We start from the raw sequence: 20,188 nt of genomic DNA, 5'->3' as shown, positions 1-20,188 counted from the left end.
AATCGTATGCAACCGCTTAACGTCGCCATTGTTGCCGTGGAAGATTTCAGCCCGTTCCACTTCTCGGTGCCGTGCATTATTTTCAGTGACAAAGTGGCGGCGAAAAAGCGTTTTGAGGTGCAACTGTGCGCCGAACAGCCGGGCATCGTTTCCTCGCAGGATGGCTTCTCCATCAACGCAGCCTACGGCTATGAAGCGGTGGAGGCCGCCGATATTGTGGTGATCCCCTGGTGGGGCACCACAGCACATCGGCCACCACAAAGCCTGCTTGATGCGCTCAATCGTGCGCGACAAAACGGCGCGCAGATTGTTGGGTTATGCCTGGGTGCGTTTGTGCTCGGCTACGCCGGTCTGCTGGATGGCAAACGGGCGGCTACGCACTGGGAGTTCGAGCAGGATTTTCAGGCCCGCTTTCCGGCAGCTCATCTGGATATCAACGCGCTGTACGTGGATGACGACGGTATTATTACCTCGGCAGGCACCGCCGCTGCGCTGGATTGCTGCCTGTACGTCATCCGCCAGCGTTTTGGCAGCACGGTGGCGAATCAGATTGCCAGACGGATGATTGTGCCGCCACATCGCGAGGGCGGCCAGGCACAGTTTATCGAGCAACCGGTGGCGAAAAATACCAAAGATCAGCGCATCAACGCCCTGCTCGACTATTTGCGCCAGCATCTCCATGAACCGCATAATCTTGACGAGCTGGCGCAACGGGTGATGATGAGCCGTCGCACCCTCACCCGTCATTTTATGAAGGCCACAGGGTCAAGCGTGGCCGAATGGTTGATTGCCGAGCGCCTGCGCCGTAGCCAGACGTTGCTGGAGTCCAGCCAGTTACCCATTGAACGCATCGCAGAACAGGTTGGTTTTCAGTCGCCCGTCACCTGGCGCCAGCATTTTAAATCCCACTTTGGCGTTAGCCCGGCTGAATGGCGTAAAACCTTTCGCGGTGATTAGCCTCTTTTTTGCGCCAGCCAGATGGTGTGCCCGGCGCAGTGCGGATCTTCCATCACCATCTCGACCACCGCAAAACCGTGTGCTGACAGCAGTGCGCGGTATTCATCCGGGGCGAGGCTGGCGTGAAACAGCGGCTCACCCTCAAATTGCCCCATCGCGATACCGTTGTCCGTACCGCTGGTGAACATCAGCGCGCTGCCTGGATGGCTGAGGCGGTCAAAAATCGGGAACATCTTTTGCTGGTCCTGCTGAGTTAAATGGAAAAAGCTGTCCCAGGCGATCAGACCATCGAAAGTCTCATTGAGTGCCAGCTCGCGCATATCCTGTTCCAGCCAGCGCTGTGCGGGAAAAGTGTTTCGGGCCCGCGCCAGCATCGCCGGGGAACCATCAACGCCGGTAAGCTGAAAACCCTGCTGGATAAAATAACCGGCGATCGGCTGGCCGTTGCCGCAGCCAATATCCACAATGCTGCCCTGCCCGCCCATCACGGAAATAAATTTATCGAGCCAGCGTTTCTCGAACAAGGTGCGCGAGCGCTGGCTGGCAAAAGCATCCGCATGGCGTCGATAGATGGACAGAATATTTTTTGCCGCAGAATCGCTCACAATGTCCTCACTTTTTTCTTCTGTTAGGTATAACGGCGATAAATCCTTCAGCACGCTATCCTCAAACCCTGGAATGCGCCTCGCAGAACCCATGCGCAAATACCCCAAAACCGCCCCGCTGTGGCATCATAGCGCACAGATAACGTCATTACAGGGGTGATAAACGTGAAACCGGTAACGCTATACGATGTGGCAGACCATGCAGGCGTCTCTTACCAGACCGTCTCTCGCGTCGTGAACCAGGCCAGCCACGTTTCCGCAAAAACCCGACAGAAAGTTGAGGCCGCGATGACGGAACTCAATTACATTCCTAACCGCGTTGCACAGCAGTTGGCTGGCAAACAGACGCCACTGATTGGCGTTGTGACGGCAAACCTTGCCCTGCATGCCCCCTCACAAATCGTTGCTGCCATAAAATCCCGCGCCGACCAGTCCGGTGCCAGCGTGGTGATCGCCATGGTCGAGCGCAGCGGCGTTGAGTCCTGTAAAGCCGCGGTCCACAATCTGCTTTCTCAACGCGTAACCGGGCTTATCATAAACTATCCGCTGGATGAAGAAGATGCCATTGCCGTGGCCGCTGCCTGCGGTACGGTGCCGGTGCTGTTTCTCGATGTCTCTGACCTGACGCCAATTAACAGCGTGATTTTCTCTCATGACGACGGCGCGCGCCTTGGCGTTGAACATCTGGTGCAGCACGGACATCAACGGATCGCCCTGCTGAGCGGGCCGCACACCTCCGTTTCGGCAAGGCTTCGGCATGCGGGCTGGCACAAGTATCTGGCACATTACCAGCTACAACCCGTAGCGGAGCTGGAAGGCGACTGGAGCGCGATGTCTGGTTTTCAACAAACGATGCACATGCTGAATAACGGTAACCTTCCTACCGCCATGCTGGTCGCTAACGATCAAATGGCGCTGGGCGCGATGCGGGCAATCAGCGAGTTCGGTCTGCGGGTTGCGGTGGATATATCGGTAATTGGCTACGATGACACCGAAGACAGCGCCTGTTACATCCCACCGCTGACCACCATCAGGCAGGATTTTCCGTTACTGGGTGAAACCAGCGTCGACAGGCTGCTACAACTCCCCCGTGGCGAATCAATCGTGGGTAACCAACTGCTGCCTGTCACCCTGGTCAAGCGCAAAACGGTTCTGCCTCCCGATTCGCAAACCACCACTCCCCAGGCGCTGGCTGATTCCCTGATCCAGCTGGCACGGCAAGTTTCTCAGCTCACACCCAAATTGTGAACGCATAACAATTGTGTGAGTCAGCTCACTTATTGAACGCCCCATCCTTTACAGAAAGGAGCGCTTGTTCGTATTTTGATTGAAATTGTGAGCGAGTAACAAATTCAAACAGGATACCGTTATGAACCTGAACACAGATTCACTCTCCGCTGTTCTGGCCCGCCGCGACTGGGAAAATCCCGGCGTCACGCAGCTCAACCGCCTGGAGGCGCACCCGCCTTTTTGTAGCTGGCGCTCAGCGGATGATGCACGTACCAATCAGCATTCGAGTCAGTTACGCTCGCTGAATGGCCAGTGGCAATTTGCCTGGTTTGACGCGCCGGAGGCAGTACCGGAAAGCTGGCTGACAAGCGATCTGCCACAAGCAGACATCATCACCGTCCCTTCTAACTGGCAGATGGACGGTTACGATGCGCCAATTTATACCAACGTCACCTACCCAATCCCGGTGAATCCTCCATACGTTCCGGCGCAGAACCCGACGGGATGTTACTCGCTCACATTTAATATCGAAGACGCGTGGTTAGATGAAGGTCAGACGCGCATTGTTTTTGACGGCGTCAATTCCGCGTTTCATCTGTGGTGCAACGGTCGCTGGGTCGGCTACGGTCAGGATAGCCGTCTACCGTCTGAGTTTGATCTTAGCGATTATCTGCTGCGCGGCGAAAACCGCCTGGCTGTGATGGTGCTGCGCTGGAGCGATGGCAGCTATCTGGAAGACCAGGACATGTGGCGCATGAGCGGTATTTTTCGCGATGTCTCCCTGCTGCATAAGCCCACTACGCAAATCTGCGACCTGCGCATTAATACCCGATTTAATGATGACTTCAGCCGCGCCACGCTGGAAGCGGAAGTCAGAGTGGCGGGCAGCGAGAGCAAAGATTTACGCGTCACCCTGCAATTGTGGGAAGGTGAAACGCTTACCCACGAAACGACCTCACCGCTCGGCAGCGAGATCATTGATGAACGCGGCGCTTATCATGACCGGGTGACTCTGCGTCTGAACGTCGAAAAACCGGCGCTGTGGAGTGCCGAAACGCCCAATCTGTACCGCGCCGTTGTGCAGTTACGCACCGCGGACGGAGTGCTGATTGAAGCGGAAGCCTGTGACGTCGGCTTTCGTCAGGTTGGTATCGAAAACGGCCTGCTGCTGTTAAACGGCAAGCCGCTGTTGATTCGCGGTACCAACCGCCATGAGCACCATCCGGTCAACGGCCAGGTGATGGACGAGGCGACGATGGTGCAGGATATTCTGCTGATGAAGCAGAATAACTTTAACGCCGTGCGCTGCTCACATTACCCGAACCATCCGTTGTGGTACACCCTGTGCGATCGCTACGGTCTGTATGTCGTCGACGAAGCCAACATTGAAACCCACGGCATGGTGCCGATGAACCGCCTCACCGACGATCCCGCCTGGTTGCCTGCCATGAGCCAGCGCGTCACGCGCATGGTACAACGCGATCGCAACCATCCGAGCATTATCATCTGGTCACTGGGCAATGAATCCGGCCATGGCGTCAATCACGACGCACTCTACCGCTGGATAAAATCAGAAGACCCGTCACGCCCGGTACAATATGAAGGCGGCGGCGCAAATACCGCGGCGACCGACATTATTTGCCCGATGTACGCCCGCGTAGATCAGGATCAGCCCTTCCCCGCAGTCCCCAAATGGTCGATTAAAAAGTGGCTGTCGATGCCCGGCGAGCAGCGTCCGCTGATCCTCTGTGAATATGCCCACGCTATGGGCAACAGTTTTGGCGGCTTCGCCAAATACTGGCAAGCGTTCCGCCAGTATCCGCGCCTGCAGGGCGGGTTTGTCTGGGACTGGGTGGATCAGTCGTTGATTAAATATGATGATAACGGCAAGGCATGGTCAGCCTACGGTGGCGACTTTGGCGACACGCCTAACGATCGTCAGTTTTGCATGAACGGACTGGTGTTCGCCGATCGCACTCCGCATCCGGCGTTATACGAGGCCAAACATGAACAGCAGTTCTTCCAGTTCACGTTACTGCCGGGCGCTGAACGCCAGATTGAAGTGACCAGCGAATATCTGTTCCGCCGCAGCGATAACGAAGTTCTGCACTGGTCGATTGCTCAGGACGGCAATCCGCTGGCCGCCGGAGAAATCGTTCTGGATATCGCCCCACAGGGCCGCCAGGTGATTACCCTGCCTGATGTCCCGATGCCGGAAACCGCAGGCCAGCTGTGGTTGACAGTGCGCGTAGAACAACCTCAGGCAACCGCATGGTCAGACGCCGGGCATATCAGCGCCTGGCAGCAGTGGAAGCTGGAAGAAAAACTCAGTCTGGCACGGCAGCCAACTCACTGTTTCGCGCCACAGCTTAACGTTAGCGAAAACATCTTTACCGTTGAGAACGATAACAAGCGCTGGCAATTCGACCGTCAGTCTGGCCTGCTGACACAGTACTGGATTGGCGATAAAGCCCAACTGTTAACCCCACTGACCGACCAGTTCACCCGCGCACCGCTGGATAACGATATCGGCGTGAGCGAATCAACCCGCATCGACCCTAACGCCTGGGTTGAACGCTGGAAGGCCGCCGGTCACTATCAGGCTGAAGCAACGTTACTGTACTGTGCTGCCGATACGCTGAGCAGTGCGGTACTGATCACCACCGAACATGCGTGGCAGTATCAGGGCGAAACGCTGTTCGTCAGCCGAAAAAGCTATCATATTGACGGCAATGGTGAAATGCAGATAACGGTGGATGTTGACGTTGCCAGCGGTACGCCGCATCCGGCCCGCATCGGCCTGAGCTGCCAGCTGGCGCAGGTTGCGGAGCGAGTGAACTGGTTAGGTCTCGGCCCGCATGAGAACTACCCGGACCGTCTGGGCGCCGCCTGTTTCGATCGCTGGGATCTGTCGCTTGATGAGATGTACACCCCGTATGTTTTCCCGAGCGAAAACGGTCTGCGCTGCGGCACGCGTGAACTGCACTACGGCGCGCACCAGTGGCGCGGAGACTTCCTGTTCAACATCAGCCGCTTTAGCCAGCAGCAACTGATGGAAACCAGCCACCGCCATCTGCTGCAACCTGAGGCGGGCACCTGGCTCAATATTGATGGCTTCCATATGGGCGTCGGCGGCGATGATTCGTGGAGTCCTTCCGTGTCACCGGAATTCCAGCTAAGCGCCGGGCGTTATCACTACCAGGTTATCTGGGGTTAAACATAATAATAATGGGCAGGTTATGACCTGCCCTTATTTTTCCTGAGGAAGTCTGTTATGTATTATTTAAAAAACACTAACTTTTGGATGTTCGGCTTTTTCTTCTTCTTTTACTTTTTCATTATGGGTGCCTATTTCCCCTTCTTCCCTATCTGGTTACACGATGTAAACCATATCAGCAAAGGCGATACCGGCATCATCTTCGCCTGTATCTCACTGTTTTCTTTGTTATTCCAGCCAATTTTCGGACTACTATCCGATAAACTTGGCCTGCGTAAACATCTGCTGTGGGTAATTACCGGCATGCTGGTAATGTTTGCCCCGTTCTTTATTTACGTTTTTGGTCCGTTATTACAGGTTAATATTTTACTGGGTTCAATTGTCGGCGGGATTTATCTTGGTTTTATTTACAATGCCGGCGCTCCGGCGATTGAAGCCTATATTGAAAAAGCCAGCCGCCGAAGCAACTTTGAATTTGGTCGCGCGCGCATGTTTGGCTGCGTGGGCTGGGCGCTGTGCGCCTCGATTGCCGGAATTATGTTCACCATCAATAACCAATTCGTCTTCTGGTTAGGTTCCGGCTGTGCGGTCATTCTGGCATTGCTGCTGCTCTTTTCAAAAACAGATGCCCCCTCTTCTGCAAAAGTCGCAGATGCGGTAGGCGCCAATAACTCGGCATTCAGCCTGAAGCTGGCGCTGGAGTTATTTAAACAACCGAAACTCTGGTTTCTCTCCCTGTACGTGGTCGGCGTTTCCTGTACTTATGATGTGTTTGACCAGCAGTTCGCCAACTTCTTTACTTCGTTCTTTGCCACTGGCGAACAGGGCACCCGTGTGTTTGGCTACGTCACAACGATGGGGGAATTACTCAACGCCTCGATCATGTTCTTTGCGCCGCTGATTGTGAACCGCATCGGCGGAAAGAACGCCCTGCTGCTGGCCGGTACGATCATGTCGGTGCGGATCATTGGTTCATCATTCGCCACCACTGCGCTGGAGATCGTGATCCTCAAAACGCTGCATATGTTCGAGATACCGTTCCTGATTGTCGGTTGCTTCAAATACATCACCAGTCAGTTTGAAGTGCGTTTCTCGGCCACAATTTACCTGGTGTGTTTCTGCTTCTTCAAACAGTTAGCCATGATTTTCATGTCAGTTCTGGCCGGAAAAATGTATGAGAGCATTGGTTTCCAGGGAGCTTATCTGGTGCTGGGGATTATTGCGCTGAGCTTCACGCTGATTTCCGTATTTACCCTTAGCGGGCCGGGGCCGTTTTCCCGCGTTTTCACCCCGGCAGGTAAACAAGTCTGAAGACAAATAACAAGAAGGAATATCTTCGATGAGCATGTCTATGAGAGACAGAATGAAAGCAGGCAAGCTGTTTACTGATATGTGCGAGGGGCTGCCAGAAGAGAGACTGCGCGGAAAGGAGTTAATGTATGAGTTTAACCACACGCGTCCATCTGAGATTAAAAAGAGGGAAAAACTGATTCGCGAAATATTTGCCTCCATAGGAGAAAATGCGTGGATTGAGCCCCCCATTTATTTCTCTTACGGCAGCAATATTCACATTGGCAAAAACTTCTACGCCAATTTTAACTTTACCATTGTGGATGATTACACGGTCACCATCGGCGATAACGTTTTAATTGCACCAAACGTCACGATCACGGTAACGGGTCACCCTGTGCACCATGAATTAAGGAAATCCGGAGAGATGTTTTCCTTTCCAGTCACCATCGGCAATAACGTATGGATTGGCAGTAACGTAGTGATCAATCCCGGCATAACGATTGGCGATAATTCCGTTATCGGCGCGGGGAGTATAGTCACAAAAGACATTCCGGCAGATGTCGTGGCCGTGGGGGCTCCCTGTCGAGTTCTCAGAACCATTAATGAACGAGATAAAGAGTACTATTACCAAAATTATAAAGTGGATCCGTTACTTTAAGTCGTCATGCCGGATGCACCACTCACGTGGTTTATCCGGCCTACAATACTAAAAGGCCCGGTAAGCATTGCGCCGCCGGGCATCACACGATGTTACTCTTCAATCGCCTGACGGATTTGCTGCAACGACGCGGGATCGTCAATGGTCGTTAGATCTCCAGGATCGCGGCCTTCACAGATCGCCTGGATCGTCCGTCTGAGCATTTTGCCAGAGCGCGTTTTCGGCAACTGCGACACAAACCAGACGTGCGCCGGACGGCCAAAATTACCAATCTGACTGTCCACCAGCGCCATAATCGCCTTCTCTTCCGAATGTGCGATGTCGCGATCTTCAAGGCTGTCGCTCTGTTTCGGAATGACAAACGCGACCGCGACCTGCCCCTTCAGCGCGTCCTTCACGCCGACCACAGCCACTTCGGCAACGTTCGGATAGCTGGAAATACTCTCCTCTATCTCACGCGTCCCCAACCGATGCCCGGCCACGTTGATGACATCATCCGTACGGCCAAGGATGAAGTAATAGCCGTCCGCATCGCGAATACCCCAGTCAAAGGTGGCGTACACCTGGCGAGAAAACAGCGACCAGTAGGTATTCACAAACCGCGCGTCATCACCCCAGATAGTCTGGATACAGCCCGGCGGCAGCGGCCCTTCAATCACCAGCATGCCCTTTTCATTCGCTTCGCAGGGCTCACCGGTCACCTCATTGAGCAACTGCACGTTATATCCGTACATCGGCACGCCTGGGCTACCCAGCCGCGACGGGCGGTCGTCCAGCCCGCGAGCGATCGCCATAATCGGCCAACCGGATTCAGTCTGCCAGTAGTTGTCGATAACCGGGACACCCAGCGTTTCCGTTACCCAACTGGCGGTCGGTTCATCCAGCGGCTCACCCGCCAGATACAGCACCTCCAGCGAGGAGAGATCGTGATTGCGGATTTGCGCGGTCGGGAATTTCTTCAGCACGCGGATGGCGGTTGGGGCAGAGAACATCCGGCTGACCTGATACTTCTCAACAATTTTCCACCATACGCCACAGTCTGGGTACGTTGGCAACCCTTCGTAAACCACTGTCGCCATCCCCGCCAGCAGTGGGGCATACACGATATACGAATGCCCAACCACCCAGCCGATATCCGATGCGCAGAAGAACACGCCGCCCGCTTTACCGCCGAAAATTGTGTCCATCGAGGTCGCCAGCGCGACCGCGTAGCCGCCAACGTCGCGCTGCACGCCTTTCGGTTTACCGGTTGTCCCGGAGGTGTAGAGAATGCAGGACGTTTCGTTCGACTCCAGCCAGGCAACCGGCACCCGCGCGCCGAGATGCTGTTGGCGCAGCGCGGCAAAGTCGAGGTCTCGCCCCTCTATCCGCACCATTTTCGCCAGACCGCGATCGACCAATACCACATGACGCGGCTGGTGCTGCGCCTGATCGATCGCATCATCGAGCAGCTTTTTATACGGCAGGATTTTGCCGCCGCGCGCCCCGGCATCCGCCGACACGATAACCACCGGTCGGGCGTCGTCGATACGCGCCGCTACGCTGTGCGAGGCGAAACCACCGAACACCACCGAGTGGATCGCCCCAATGCGCGCGCAGGCCAGCAGCGTAATGTGCGCCTCGGCGATCATCGGCATATAAACCAGTACCCGATCGCCGCGCTGTACGCCCAGCGACAACAACATCGCCGCCGCGACGTTCACTTCGTCATACAGCTGACGAAAGGTAAACGTGCGTTCTTCTTCAGTTTCTGATGACACAGCAATCAGCGCCAGCGCGTCAGGCTGTTTCTCCAGCCAGCGGTCGATGGCGTTGTGGCACAGATTGGTCGTGCCGCCGCAAAACCAGCGGGCAAACGGCGGATTACTGTGGTCCAGCACCTGCGTATACGGCTGCTGCCAGTCAATACGCTGGGCCTGTTCGGCCCAGAACGACTCCGGCTGTGTAATAGAATGTTGATAAAACTCGCTATAAGACATAATGCTCTCCTGTTGAACTTACGCCTGATGAGTCGGGTTTTAGATAATGAACAAATCCAGATACTCATTGACCGGCATCTGCTCCAGACGAGTTCTGTCCAGGGAGACATCCAGGATGCGCTGCTGCTGACGGGTCGGGAACTGACGCGCCAGGTTAATTTTGAACTTCTCGACCAGCTTCGGCATACCGTCGTTACGACGGCGCGCGTGGCCGATTGGGTATTCCACTACCACTTCTTCAAAGCGCGAGCCGTCGGTGAATTCAAGCGTGATGGCATTCGCGATGGCGCGTTTTTCAGGGTCGTGGTAATCGGCAGTAAAGGCCGGATCTTCGAAGCAGTTAATCTTTTCACGCAGTGCATCAATGCGTTTGTCCTGCGCCACGCCGTCTTCGTAATCTGCCGCCGTTAAGCGTCCGAACAGCAGCGGGATAGCCACCATGTACTGGATGCAGTGGTCACGATCCGCCGGGTTATTCAACGGGCCTTTTTTATCGATGATACGGATACAGGCTTCGTGCGTACGAATGGTCACTTTTTCGATATCGGCAGCGGTCTTACCTGCGGCCTGTAACTGCTCGTACAGCGTCATCGCCGCTTCTACCGCGGTCTGCGAGTGGAACTCTGCCGGGAAGGAAATTTTAAACAACACGTTTTCCATCACGTACGAACCGTACGGGCGCTGGAAGCGGAAAGATTCGCCTTTGAAAGAGACATCATAGAAGCCCCAGGTTTTTGCCGTCAGTGCGGACGGGTATCCCATTTCACCGGTTTTCGCCATCAGCGCCAGACGTACAGCACGTGAGGTGGCATCGCCAGCCGCCCAGGATTTACGCGTGCCGGTATTCGGCGCATGACGATAGGTACGCAGCGACTGACCGTCGACCCACGCCAACGAGACGGCGTTGAGAATTTCATCGCGGTTCAGGCCGAGCATCTCGGCAACCACCGCCGTGGAGGCGACTTTTACCAGCAGGACGTGATCCAGACCGACGCGGTTGAAGGAGTTTTCCAGCGCGATACAGCCCTGAATTTCATGGGCTTTAATCATTCCGGTTAACACTTTTTTCATGGTTAACGGCGCTTTACCCACCGCCACCGCATTGCGCGACAGCCAGTCAGCCGTCGCCAGAATACCGCCGAGGTTATCGGAAGGATGACCCCATTCTGCGGCCAGCCAGGTGTCGTTAAAGTCCAGCCAGCGGATCATCGCACCGATGTTAAACGCCGCCTGCACCGGATCGAGCTGGAACTGGGTACCTGGTACGCGCACACCGTTCGGGACGACGGTACCCGGTACAACCGGCCCCAGCAGTTTTTTACAGGCCGGATATTCCAGCGCTTCCAGGCCACAGCCAAGGGTATCAAGCAGGCAATAATGCGCGGTGTCATACGCCACCTTCGAGGTGATCTCGTAGATCATGACATAATCAACGATATCAACGATTTCACGGTCAAATTCAGGGCGGACGTTCGAAATATGTGCAGACATAGGGTACATTTCCTGTTTTTTATCTTTAGAGGTTTTGCATTAGCAACGCTGATCAATCGAGACAAATACGCGATCTTCCGGGCCGGTATAGTTGGCGGAAGGACGGATAATTTTGTTGTCCTGGCGCTGTTCAATGATGTGCGCCGCCCAGCCAGTGACGCGGGCGATAACGAACAGCGGTGTGAACATTTCAGTGGGGACGCCCATCATGTTGTAAGAGACTGCCGAGAACCAGTCGAGGTTGGGGAACATCTTTTTCGTTTCCCACATCACCTCTTCCAGACGGTCGGCGATGTTGTACATTTTCAGCGAACCGCCTTCCTGAGAAAGTTGTTTCGCCACGCTCTTGATCACCTGGTGGCGCGGGTCGGCGATGGTGTAAACCGGGTGACCAAAGCCAATCACCACTTCTTTATTTTCAACGCGTTTACGGATATCCGCTTCGGCTTCATCCGGCGTTTCATAGCGTTGCTGGATCTCCAGCGATACTTCATTCGCTCCGCCGTGTTTCGGCCCACGCAGTGCGCCAATCGCACCGATAATCGCGGAGTACATATCAGAGCCAGTTCCCGCAATCACACGCCCCGTGAAGGTAGAAGCGTTAAACTCGTGTTCGGCGTACAGCACCAGCGAAATGTGCATCGCCTTTTCCCAGCTTTGTGATGGCTTTTCACCATGCAGCAAATGCAAGAAGTGACCGCCAATAGAATCATCATCGGTCTCCGGCTGAATGCGCTCGCCGTTATGGCTGTAGTGATACCAGTACAGGAGGATAGAACTGAGCGATGCCAGCAGTTTGTCGGCAATATCGCGTGCGCCGGAGACGGTATGTCCTTCTTTTTCTGGCAGAGTACAACCCAGCGCGGAAACACCAGTGCGCATCACGTCCATCGGATGCGAGGCGGCAGGCAGCGCTTCCAGTACGGTGCGCACGTTAGCGGGCAATCCGCGCAGCGCTTTCAGTTTGCTTTTATAGGCGGTGAGCTCATCGCGGGTGGGTAATTTCCCGTGAATCAGCAGATGCGCAACTTCTTCAAATTCGCACTGTTGTGCCAGGTCAAGAATATCGTAGCCACGATAGTGTAGATCGTTACCGCTTTTACCCACGGTACATAAGGCAGTATTTCCGGCAGCGACGCCTGACAGCGCAACCGATTTTTTGGGTTTAATGACATGGGTACTATTTTGCAGGATCGTTGTGTCGCTCATGTTGTCCTCGTCATTATTGTAATATGTAGGGTACTAATTTATTGCCGGATGGCGGCTACGCCTTATCCGGCCTACGACGGTTACTTTTTTGTGTACAACGCGTCGAGTTTCTCTTCGAACTGGTAGTAATTGATGCTTTCATACAGCTCGTTGCGCGTCTGCATAATGTCGATAACGTTCTTTTGCGTACCTTCCTGACGCAGCACGTTGTAAACCTTCTCCGCCGCGCGGTTCATGGCGCGGAAAGCTGACAGCGGGTATAGCGCCATCGCAACATTCGCGCTGCGCAGTTCATCGGTGGTAAACAGCGGTGTGGCGCCAAATTCAGTAATGTTGGCAAGAATTGGTACCTGTACCGCATCGGCAAACTGGCGGTACATCGCAAGTTCGGTAATGGCTTCCGGGAACAGCATGTCAGCGCCCGCTTCGACATACGCCTGGGCACGATCGATGGCAGCCTCTAACCCTTCCACCGCCAGTGCATCGGTTCGCGCCATAATCACAAAGTTGGGATCGGTGCGCGCATCAACGGCGGCGCGGATCCTGTCGACCATCTCTTCTTTCGAGACGATCGCCTTGTTCGGGCGATGACCGCAGCGCTTGGCGCCGATCTGATCTTCAATATGCAGCGCAGCAGCACCCGCTTTGGAAATCGACTTGACGGTACGCGCCACGTTGAATGCAGACGATCCAAAACCAATATCCGCATCCACCAGCAATGGCAGCGGGCAAACATCCGTAATGCGACGAATATCAGTCAGCACATCATCAAGGGTAGAAATACCGAGATCCGGCAGCCCCAGCGAGCCCGCAGCGACGCCACCGCCGGAGAGATAAATCGCCTGATACCCGGCGCGTTGAGCCAGCAGAGCGTGGTTGGCATTGATGGTGCCAACGATTTGTAATGGGTTTTCTTTGGTAAGCGCAGCGCGAAACGCCAGCCCTGGGGAGTGTAGAGACATATCCCGTCCTCTTGTTATCAACTTGTTATCGTTCGTTGATATTTCTAAAGCAAGGGGTATGCCAGGGAGCTTATTTTCTCTTCAATTTAATTTTTTATCTTTTAAAACAATATATTAAATCCAATGCTTCTATTTTTGTTGCACAAAAGCGTGTCAGCTATCGTTTCATGAAACGTTCCTTCACGTTTTATTGCAACATTTATGAAACACAACTAAACCCTACTACTCGGTTCCTTAATTTTTGGGGTTAGTTATGGCAGATACGCATCTACCGCCGCGAGTGAACGACGATAAACCGGTTATCTGGACAGTCTCGGTCACCCGCCTGTTTGAACTGTTTCGCGACATCAGTCTGGAGTTCGACCACCTGGCGACCATCACCCCCATTCAGCTTGGTTTCGAAAAAGCGGTGGCCTATATCCGTAAGAAGCTGGCTACCGAGCGTTGCGATGCCATCATTGCGGCGGGCTCCAACGGGGCATATCTGAAAAGCCGTTTATCGATTCCGGTGATCCTGATTAAACCCAGCGGATTCGACGTGCTACAGGCGCTGGCAAAAGCGGGAAAACTCACCTCGTCGATTGGCGTCATTACCTATCAGGAAACCATTCCTGCGCTTCTCGCGTTTCAAAAAACCTTCAATTTGCAGCTTGAACAGCGCAGCTATATCACCGAGGAAGATGCCCGTGGGCAAATCAACGAACTGAAGGCCGGCGGTACGCAGGCAGTGGTTGGTGCGGGATTGATTACCGATCTGGCAGAAGAAGCAGGTATGACCGGCATCTTTATCTATTCGGCGGCCACCGTGCGCCAGGCCTTTGTCGATGCGCTGGATATGACTCGCCTGACGCTGCGCAGAAACGGTCAGTACGCCTCTGGCGATACGTTGCGCACCCGTTATGCGCTGGGAGATATGCGCGGTCACTCTGCGCAGATGGAACAGGTGCGGCACACCATTATGCTCTACGCCCGCTCGCGTGCGCCGGTCCTCATTCAGGGCGAAACAGGAACGGGTAAAGAGCTGGCCGCACAGGCCATTCACCGTGAGTTTTTCACCCGTCAGGAGAATCGACGCGGTAAACCCTCGCCGCCGTTTGTTGCCGTCAACTGCGGAGCAATCACCGAGTCATTGCTGGAAGCGGAGCTGTTCGGCTATGAGGACGGCGCCTTTACCGGCTCTCGCCGAGGGGGGCGCGCGGGCCTGTTTGAAATCGCCCACGGCGGAACCCTGTTTCTTGATGAGATAGGCGAGATGCCGCTGCCGTTACAAACCCGACTGCTGCGCGTGCTGGAAGAAAAAGAGGTTACCCGGGTCGGTGGACATCAGCCGATTCCGGTCGATGTCCGGGTGATTAGCGCCACACACTGTAATCTGGAGCAGGAGATGAAACAGGGGGAATTTCGTACCGATCTGTTTTATCGCCTGAGCATTTTACGCCTCAAGCTGCCGCCGCTACGCGAGCGGTTGCCCGATATCCTGCCGCTGGCGGAAAGCTTTTTAAAACAATCGCTGGCGGAACTGGACGTGCCGTTTTCTGAGCCAGTACGCAAGGGGCTGGGATTAAGTCAGCCGACGCTGCTGAATTATGGCTGGCCGGGGAATATCCGCGAACTGCGTAATATGATGGAGCGCCTGGCGCTATTTTTAAGCGTCGAGCCGCAGCCGGAGCTGAATATGGATTTTTTACAACAGCTATTACCGGAACTGGCCATTGCTGCTGACTCACCGCAAGCATCTTCATTGCTGACGCCGCAGCAGGTGTTGGCACAATTCAATGGTGATAAAACCGCGGCTGCACGCTATCTCGGAATTAGCAGAACCACGTTCTGGCGCCGATTAAAAGAAAACCCGCCGGTACAATGACCGACGGGTGTTGTATTTTTTACAGCTGCACGTTATTTTTTCTTGTAAATATTGGCTGTGCCATGGATTTTGTTATCCGTTTGGCCGGAGGTTAATACCACCACGTCAGCGCCTTTCTCTTCAGCTTTCTTCAGAAGGTCTTCTTTAGCATCCGAAGTAGATACTTCATTACTCGTTGAAATGTCACCGATTTTTGTGTACTGAGACTCAACCTTTTCAAACTCAACCTTCGTCATAAATTCCGCGGCATACGCGTTGGTCACAACAAAAGCTAACGCACCAATAAGTACTTTAATTCCAGTTTTCATATAAAAGCTCCAGATTTTGTTATATATGCCATCATCGCCCCCTGAACATTCGACATGCGAGTCAAGGATGATTAATAAGTAGTTCAGGCTGACAAAAAGATCCAGAGCAGGCGGAAATATAAAGAGATTTTGCGAATCGTTAATTACGCAAAACGCAGTGGCGCTACGTTTTCAACGCGCACTGTGAGTGAATGCGCAGAATGACGTGCGCACTAAAATTATAGTGTTAGCTGTCTTTCCCGTGTTTACTAATGGAAACGTTGTCTATGGAACCTTTGCACGCCGTTGTACTCACCGTCAGCCTGTTTGTTTTAACCTTTTTTAACCCCGGCGCAAATCTGTTCGTGGTGGTACAAACTAGCCTGGCATCCGGACGACGCGCAGGTGTGATGACCGGTCTGGGTGTTGCCTTAGGTGATGCGTTTTACTCCGGCCTTGGGCTCTTTGGTATGGCAACGCTAATCACCCAGTGTGAAGAGATATTTTCATTGATTAAGATTGTCGGCGGCGCCTATCTGCTGTGGTTTGCCTGGAACAGCATCCGCCATCAGGCCACGCCGCAAATGCCCACGCTACAGCAGCCGCTTTCCGCCCCCTGGTATGTATTTTTCCGCCGTGGATTACTAACAGATTTATCGAACCCACAAACTGTACTCTTTTTTATTAGTATCTTCTCGGTCACCTTAAGCGCAGACACACCTACGTGGGCCAGACTGATGGCCTGGGCAGGCATTGTGTTGTCTTCCGTTATCTGGCGTATTTTTCTCAGCCAGGCATTTTCTTTGCCTGCCGTGCGACGGGCGTATGGTCGTATCCAACGGGTTGCCAGCCGGGTAATTGGCGCAATAATAGGTGTCTTCGCGCTAAGACTTATTTATGAAGGTATTAGCCATCGATAAGAGAGTTTAACTTGACCATCGTGAGGTAATTGTCCGTAATACCGCCTGAATTTTTAATCGCAGGTTGAGTGGCAGTGAGATGGAACAGGTTGAACCGGTAAACGACACATTACTCCTTACGGAATGGCAGGCGCTGATACGACAAACATCGCCTGACGTTCACACGCTCCTCACATCGTTAAGCGATGAAGAGATCCGCCATTTAGTGACCGTTTTTTATGACTATATGCTCTCCCATGCCCAGAGCGCATTGTTCCTTAATACGGAACAGGTCAGTACCCGCCTCAGCGGTAGTATGTTTGACTGGTTACGCAGCGTGCTCGGCAGCGCGCACGAAGATCTACCGCAGCTGCTGGCCAAACAGCGCAAAATTGGCGTGGTGCATGCCCGCATCGGTCTGCCCATCGATCTGGTGAATCGCGGCGCGCGTAAGCTCAAGGATGAGCTGTATCGGGTATTGAAAACCAAAGCTGACGACTCGTCTTCCCTGCTGAGCAATGCTATCTGTTTCAGCAGTCTGGCAATGGATACCGCACTGGAGGCCATGACCGTCTCCTATTCCCCAAGCCATCAAAACTCGCTGCATACTCAGGAGCAGTATCGTCTGCAGACTATTTACGATGACGTTAACGTCGAGCGCGAACGGCAAATTCGTTCATTTACCGACTGGGAAAACCAGTTTATCTATAACATTGCCACCGGAATGCCTTTCGGTGAAATGGTGTTTCTGGCGAACTCTGATTTTGGTATGTGGTTCTCACATAAGGGAAAACATATTCTTGGCAACAGCAATTTGCTCAAAGAAATGGAATCGCTAATTGCAGAGATCGACACCCGTCTGACGACCACCCTGTCACCTCAGCATCAGCCGACAGAACCCGAGCGGATGAGCTTATTACAGGATGTTCGCCAGCTGTCGGCAAAAATCCATTTCCTGCTCGCTTCGATGTTTGAGGCACTGGTTAAGCAGGAAAATGGTAAAGATTCGCTGACCCAGTTGCTTAATCGCCGCTTTATTCCGACCATCATGCGACGCGAAATCTCGCTGGCGTTACATGCGCGTAAGCCTTTTAGCCTGGCGATGCTGGATATCGACTACTTCAAGCAAATTAACGATAACTTCGGGCATAATACCGGCGATCTGACGCTCAAAAATGTCGCAGCGGTCATTTATGATCATATCCGTAGCAGCGATTACGTGTTCCGCTACGGTGGTGAAGAATTTATGATCTTGCTCGTCGAGTCAGATGAATCGCAGGCCAGTATTATTCTGGAAACGCTGCGTATGAAAATTGCCGGGATGCGCATGGCAGCCTCTGCGACAGAAACGTTTTCTATTACCGTCAGTATCGGTATTGCCGAATATGATTATCATCCCGACTACAAACAGCTGGTTGATAAAGCCGATCGCGCACTTTATCAGGCAAAAAGTAATGGTCGCGACCGCGTTGAGGTTTATCAGGAATAACCATTGCCCTGCAGAGAAATAAATACCCCATTCAGGGTATTTATCTGACTTGCGATAAATATCGAGCTGTTATTTTTATTCAGGCATATTGGCATGATGAAAATAACAGCCACGTAATAAGATGCAAATCAAATACACCAAATCTGAATAGCGCTAGCATATCCCGGTGATGACGCCTTCTGAATGCAGAAGGGGAAATATGAGGGATAGTATAAAATCATGAACGGGAAGAAAAGAACGCGCTGGCAGCGCCGTCCTGGCACGATCGGAGGCAAACTGCCGTGGAATGACTGGCGCAACGCCAGCAGCTGGCGAAAAGCCACCCAGTTTCTCCTGCTGGCTATTAATATTTATATTGGCGTAACGTTCTATTACTGGGTCCGCTATTTCGAAACCGCCGGCACCAGCGTCTATATTCCAAGGCCAGGTGGTATTGAGGGATGGCTACCAATCGCGGGTTTGATGAATATCCGCTATACGCTGGAGACTGGTTTTCTTCCGCCTATCCATGCCGCCTCCATGCTGCTGTTAGTTGCGTTTATCCTGATTAGTCTGTTGTTAAAAAAAGCCTTCTGTTCGTGGTTATGCCCGGTGGGCACGCTGTCCGAACTGCTCGGCAATCTGGGGAAAAAAGTATTTGGTCGCAACTTCACGCTGCCGCGCTGGCTGGATATTCCGCTGCTCAGTCTGAAGTATTTGTTGCTGAGTTTCTTTTTGTATATCGCCCTGTCGATGCCTGCGCAGGGGATTCAGTATTTTCTAATGTCGGCCTATGGCATGATTATCGACGTGAAGATGCTCGATTTCTTTCGCCATATTGGCTCCGCTACGCTCATCTTTGTTATCGTTATCAGCGTCCTGAGCCTGTTTATTCGCAATGCCTGGTGCCGCTATCTGTGCCCTTATGGTGCGCTGCTCGGCCTGTTCTCATTACTCTCACCGTTTAAAATCCGCCGTAACGCTGACAGCTGTATCGACTGCGGAAAATGCGCGAAAAACTGCCCGTCGAATATCCCGGTCGACAGACTGATTCAGGTGCGTACCGTGGAATGCACTGGCTGCATGACCTGCGTTGAATCCTGCCCGGTAGCCTCAACGCTGAGCTTTTCACTGCAGACTCTGCCTGGAGCACAAGGCAACGGTGGTAAATCATTATGGCGCCAGAGGACGCTGTCAGGTGTTGCCATGACGCTACTGGTGCTGGGCATTCTGTTTGCCACTATTGGTTATGCCGTTTATGCCAATGTCTGGGATACGCCAGTGCCCGATCATATGTATTTCCAGCTGATCCCGAAGGCAAAGATGATCGGCCATTAATTTTTTTATCAGTATGTTCAAAACCCTGCCAATTCTGGCAGGGTTTCCCGCGTCTTTTGCCATTTTAAGACAATTGAACTTGTGCCATCGCGCTCTCGTTTATACAACCTTAAATATCATCTGTAATAATTTTTCTATTTTGTTATGGGCGACTGGGATCAAAATAATGAACGGGATAACATCATGACTAAAATAAAACTGGCACTGCTATTACCTCTTTTTCTGGCGGGTTGTACGATGAGCGACGGGGAATTAAGAAACGCTTACGCTCAGCATTATCAGCAACCTGGTGCTTATGTAGATGCTTATAAACAGAAAATAGCCAGTATGGATATTCATGCGCTGGCCCAATATGCCGCCGCAGAAGATAAGAAAAAAATGCGTGGGCAGCCAAGACTGAAAATCGACGAATTCATTACCATTGAGAACGTGCAGGCGAAAGGAAATCGGGTGGTCTACGATTACTCACTGTCTGAAAGCTGGCTGGCGCTGTCCGCAGATAAACAGCGCGAGAAGCAGACCAATATGAATAAAGACCTGATCTACCGTACCTGCTCGCTGGAAACGGTACGTCTGGCGCAGGCAAAAGGGCTGGAAGAAGAGCATAACTATTACAGCCAGTACCCAGACAAAGTCGCCTTTACTCTGAGAACCAGCGCGCAAATTTGTATGCAAAACGGTTTTACACAATAGCCGCAATCACAACGCCTGATGCGCTGCGCTTATCAGGC

The 20,188-nt window shown here is 53.1% G+C and carries 16 protein-coding genes; 10 read left to right on the top strand and 6 right to left on the bottom strand.

Annotation, left to right across the window (positions count from 1 at the left end):
• Positions 1–6: 6 nt before the first annotated feature.
• Positions 7–957 carry a GlxA family transcriptional regulator gene (locus OGY72_RS01290; RefSeq protein WP_286546297.1) on the top strand — a complete coding sequence of 317 codons (951 nt, stop codon included), beginning with the start codon at positions 7–9 and terminating at the stop codon, positions 955–957.
• On the opposite strand, the gene OGY72_RS01285 is transcribed toward OGY72_RS01290, so the two are convergent.
• The gene (locus OGY72_RS01285; protein WP_370621441.1) at positions 954–1,562 is read right to left on the bottom strand and encodes a class I SAM-dependent DNA methyltransferase; all 609 of its coding nucleotides are present in this window, start codon (positions 1,560–1,562) and stop codon (positions 954–956) included. The genes OGY72_RS01290 and OGY72_RS01285 overlap by 4 nt on opposite strands.
• Positions 1,563–1,718: 156 nt before the next feature.
• On the opposite strand from OGY72_RS01285, the gene OGY72_RS01280 reads away from it, so the two are divergent.
• The 4 genes from OGY72_RS01280 to lacA all read left to right on the top strand — a co-directional run bounded on the left by OGY72_RS01280 (position 1,719) and on the right by lacA (position 7,960).
• Positions 1,719–2,810 carry a LacI family DNA-binding transcriptional regulator gene (locus OGY72_RS01280; protein ID WP_286546295.1) on the top strand — a complete coding sequence of 364 codons (1,092 nt, stop codon included), beginning with the start codon at positions 1,719–1,721 and terminating at the stop codon, positions 2,808–2,810.
• 121 nt (positions 2,811–2,931) lie between these two features.
• Positions 2,932–6,009, top strand: coding sequence for a beta-galactosidase (locus OGY72_RS01275; protein WP_286546293.1), 3,078 nt, complete (start codon positions 2,932–2,934; stop codon positions 6,007–6,009).
• Between the two features lie 57 nt (positions 6,010–6,066).
• A complete protein-coding gene (locus OGY72_RS01270; RefSeq protein ID WP_286546292.1) occupies positions 6,067–7,320 on the top strand; it encodes an MFS transporter in 1,254 nt (417 codons plus the stop codon).
• 28 nt (positions 7,321–7,348) lie between these two features.
• Positions 7,349–7,960: a galactoside O-acetyltransferase gene (gene lacA / locus OGY72_RS01265; RefSeq protein ID WP_284969663.1), complete on the top strand. Its 612-nt coding sequence runs from the start codon at positions 7,349–7,351 to the stop codon at positions 7,958–7,960.
• A 92-nt stretch (positions 7,961–8,052) separates the two neighbouring features.
• Here the strand turns inward: lacA and prpE are convergent, their stop codons facing one another.
• The 4 genes from prpE to prpB form a co-directional block, all read right to left on the bottom strand.
• On the bottom strand, positions 8,053–9,939 hold the full coding sequence (gene prpE / locus OGY72_RS01260; RefSeq protein WP_267441109.1) for a propionate--CoA ligase: 1,887 nt from the start codon (positions 9,937–9,939) through the stop codon (positions 8,053–8,055).
• A 39-nt stretch (positions 9,940–9,978) separates the two neighbouring features.
• Positions 9,979–11,430, bottom strand: a complete 1,452-nt coding sequence (locus tag OGY72_RS01255) for a bifunctional 2-methylcitrate dehydratase/aconitate hydratase (RefSeq protein ID WP_286546271.1) — start codon at positions 11,428–11,430, stop codon at positions 9,979–9,981.
• Positions 11,431–11,469: 39 nt separating this feature from the next.
• A complete protein-coding gene (prpC, locus tag OGY72_RS01250) occupies positions 11,470–12,639 on the bottom strand; it encodes a bifunctional 2-methylcitrate synthase/citrate synthase (protein ID WP_060682693.1) in 1,170 nt (389 codons plus the stop codon).
• Positions 12,640–12,719: 80 nt separating this feature from the next.
• Positions 12,720–13,601 (bottom strand): methylisocitrate lyase, encoded by an 882-nt coding sequence (gene prpB / locus OGY72_RS01245; RefSeq protein ID WP_003830903.1) that lies wholly within the window; start codon positions 13,599–13,601, stop codon positions 12,720–12,722.
• A 253-nt stretch (positions 13,602–13,854) separates the two neighbouring features.
• Here prpB and prpR point away from each other — a divergent pair, with 253 nt between their 5' ends.
• Positions 13,855–15,465: a propionate catabolism operon regulatory protein PrpR gene (gene prpR / locus OGY72_RS01240; protein WP_126319122.1), complete on the top strand. Its 1,611-nt coding sequence runs from the start codon at positions 13,855–13,857 to the stop codon at positions 15,463–15,465.
• Positions 15,466–15,497: 32 nt separating this feature from the next.
• Here the strand turns inward: prpR and yahO are convergent, their stop codons facing one another.
• On the bottom strand, positions 15,498–15,773 hold the full coding sequence (yahO, locus tag OGY72_RS01235) for a DUF1471 family periplasmic protein YahO (protein WP_032942474.1): 276 nt from the start codon (positions 15,771–15,773) through the stop codon (positions 15,498–15,500).
• A 266-nt stretch (positions 15,774–16,039) separates the two neighbouring features.
• On the opposite strand from yahO, the gene OGY72_RS01230 reads away from it, so the two are divergent.
• The 4 genes from OGY72_RS01230 (at position 16,040) to OGY72_RS01215 (ending at position 20,150) form a co-directional block, all read left to right on the top strand.
• Positions 16,040–16,672, top strand: a complete 633-nt coding sequence (locus OGY72_RS01230; RefSeq protein ID WP_003830900.1) for a LysE family transporter — start codon at positions 16,040–16,042, stop codon at positions 16,670–16,672.
• Between the two features lie 79 nt (positions 16,673–16,751).
• Entirely contained in the window at positions 16,752–18,140 is a 1,389-nt protein-coding gene (locus OGY72_RS01225) for a diguanylate cyclase (RefSeq protein WP_126319124.1), read from the top strand.
• A 219-nt stretch (positions 18,141–18,359) separates the two neighbouring features.
• Positions 18,360–19,457, top strand: a complete 1,098-nt coding sequence (locus tag OGY72_RS01220; RefSeq protein WP_286546267.1) for a 4Fe-4S binding protein — start codon at positions 18,360–18,362, stop codon at positions 19,455–19,457.
• 183 nt (positions 19,458–19,640) lie between these two features.
• Entirely contained in the window at positions 19,641–20,150 is a 510-nt protein-coding gene (locus OGY72_RS01215; protein WP_286546264.1) for a hypothetical protein, read from the top strand.
• Positions 20,151–20,188 lie beyond the last annotated feature (38 nt).

The sequence above is a fragment of the Citrobacter sp. Cpo221 genome, from assembly GCF_030332345.1.
Classification (GTDB): Bacteria; Pseudomonadota; Gammaproteobacteria; order Enterobacterales; family Enterobacteriaceae; genus Citrobacter; species Citrobacter portucalensis.
The sequence above is the reverse complement of the archived record's forward strand: the minus strand, read 5'-3'. Positions and strand labels throughout refer to the sequence as shown.

Excerpts from the sequence above, each read along its gene's own strand:
- prpB (WP_003830903.1), bottom strand. The coding sequence starts at position 13,601 with ATGTCTCTACACTCCCCAGGGCTGGCGTTTCGCGCTGCGCTTACCAAA.
- OGY72_RS01275 (WP_286546293.1), top strand. The coding sequence starts at position 2,932 with ATGAACCTGAACACAGATTCACTCTCCGCTGTTCTGGCCCGCCGCGAC.
- OGY72_RS01220 (WP_286546267.1), top strand. The coding sequence starts at position 18,360 with ATGAACGGGAAGAAAAGAACGCGCTGGCAGCGCCGTCCTGGCACGATC.
- lacA (WP_284969663.1), top strand. The coding sequence starts at position 7,349 with ATGAGCATGTCTATGAGAGACAGAATGAAAGCAGGCAAGCTGTTTACT.
- OGY72_RS01225 (WP_126319124.1), top strand. The coding sequence starts at position 16,752 with ATGGAACAGGTTGAACCGGTAAACGACACATTACTCCTTACGGAATGG.
- yahO (WP_032942474.1), bottom strand. The coding sequence starts at position 15,773 with ATGAAAACTGGAATTAAAGTACTTATTGGTGCGTTAGCTTTTGTTGTG.
- prpR (WP_126319122.1), top strand. The coding sequence starts at position 13,855 with ATGGCAGATACGCATCTACCGCCGCGAGTGAACGACGATAAACCGGTT.
- OGY72_RS01290 (WP_286546297.1), top strand. The coding sequence starts at position 7 with ATGCAACCGCTTAACGTCGCCATTGTTGCCGTGGAAGATTTCAGCCCG.
- OGY72_RS01255 (WP_286546271.1), bottom strand. The coding sequence starts at position 11,430 with ATGTCTGCACATATTTCGAACGTCCGCCCTGAATTTGACCGTGAAATC.
- OGY72_RS01215 (WP_286546264.1), top strand. The coding sequence starts at position 19,641 with ATGACTAAAATAAAACTGGCACTGCTATTACCTCTTTTTCTGGCGGGT.
- OGY72_RS01270 (WP_286546292.1), top strand. The coding sequence starts at position 6,067 with ATGTATTATTTAAAAAACACTAACTTTTGGATGTTCGGCTTTTTCTTC.
- prpC (WP_060682693.1), bottom strand. The coding sequence starts at position 12,639 with ATGAGCGACACAACGATCCTGCAAAATAGTACCCATGTCATTAAACCC.
- OGY72_RS01230 (WP_003830900.1), top strand. The coding sequence starts at position 16,040 with ATGGAACCTTTGCACGCCGTTGTACTCACCGTCAGCCTGTTTGTTTTA.
- prpE (WP_267441109.1), bottom strand. The coding sequence starts at position 9,939 with ATGTCTTATAGCGAGTTTTATCAACATTCTATTACACAGCCGGAGTCG.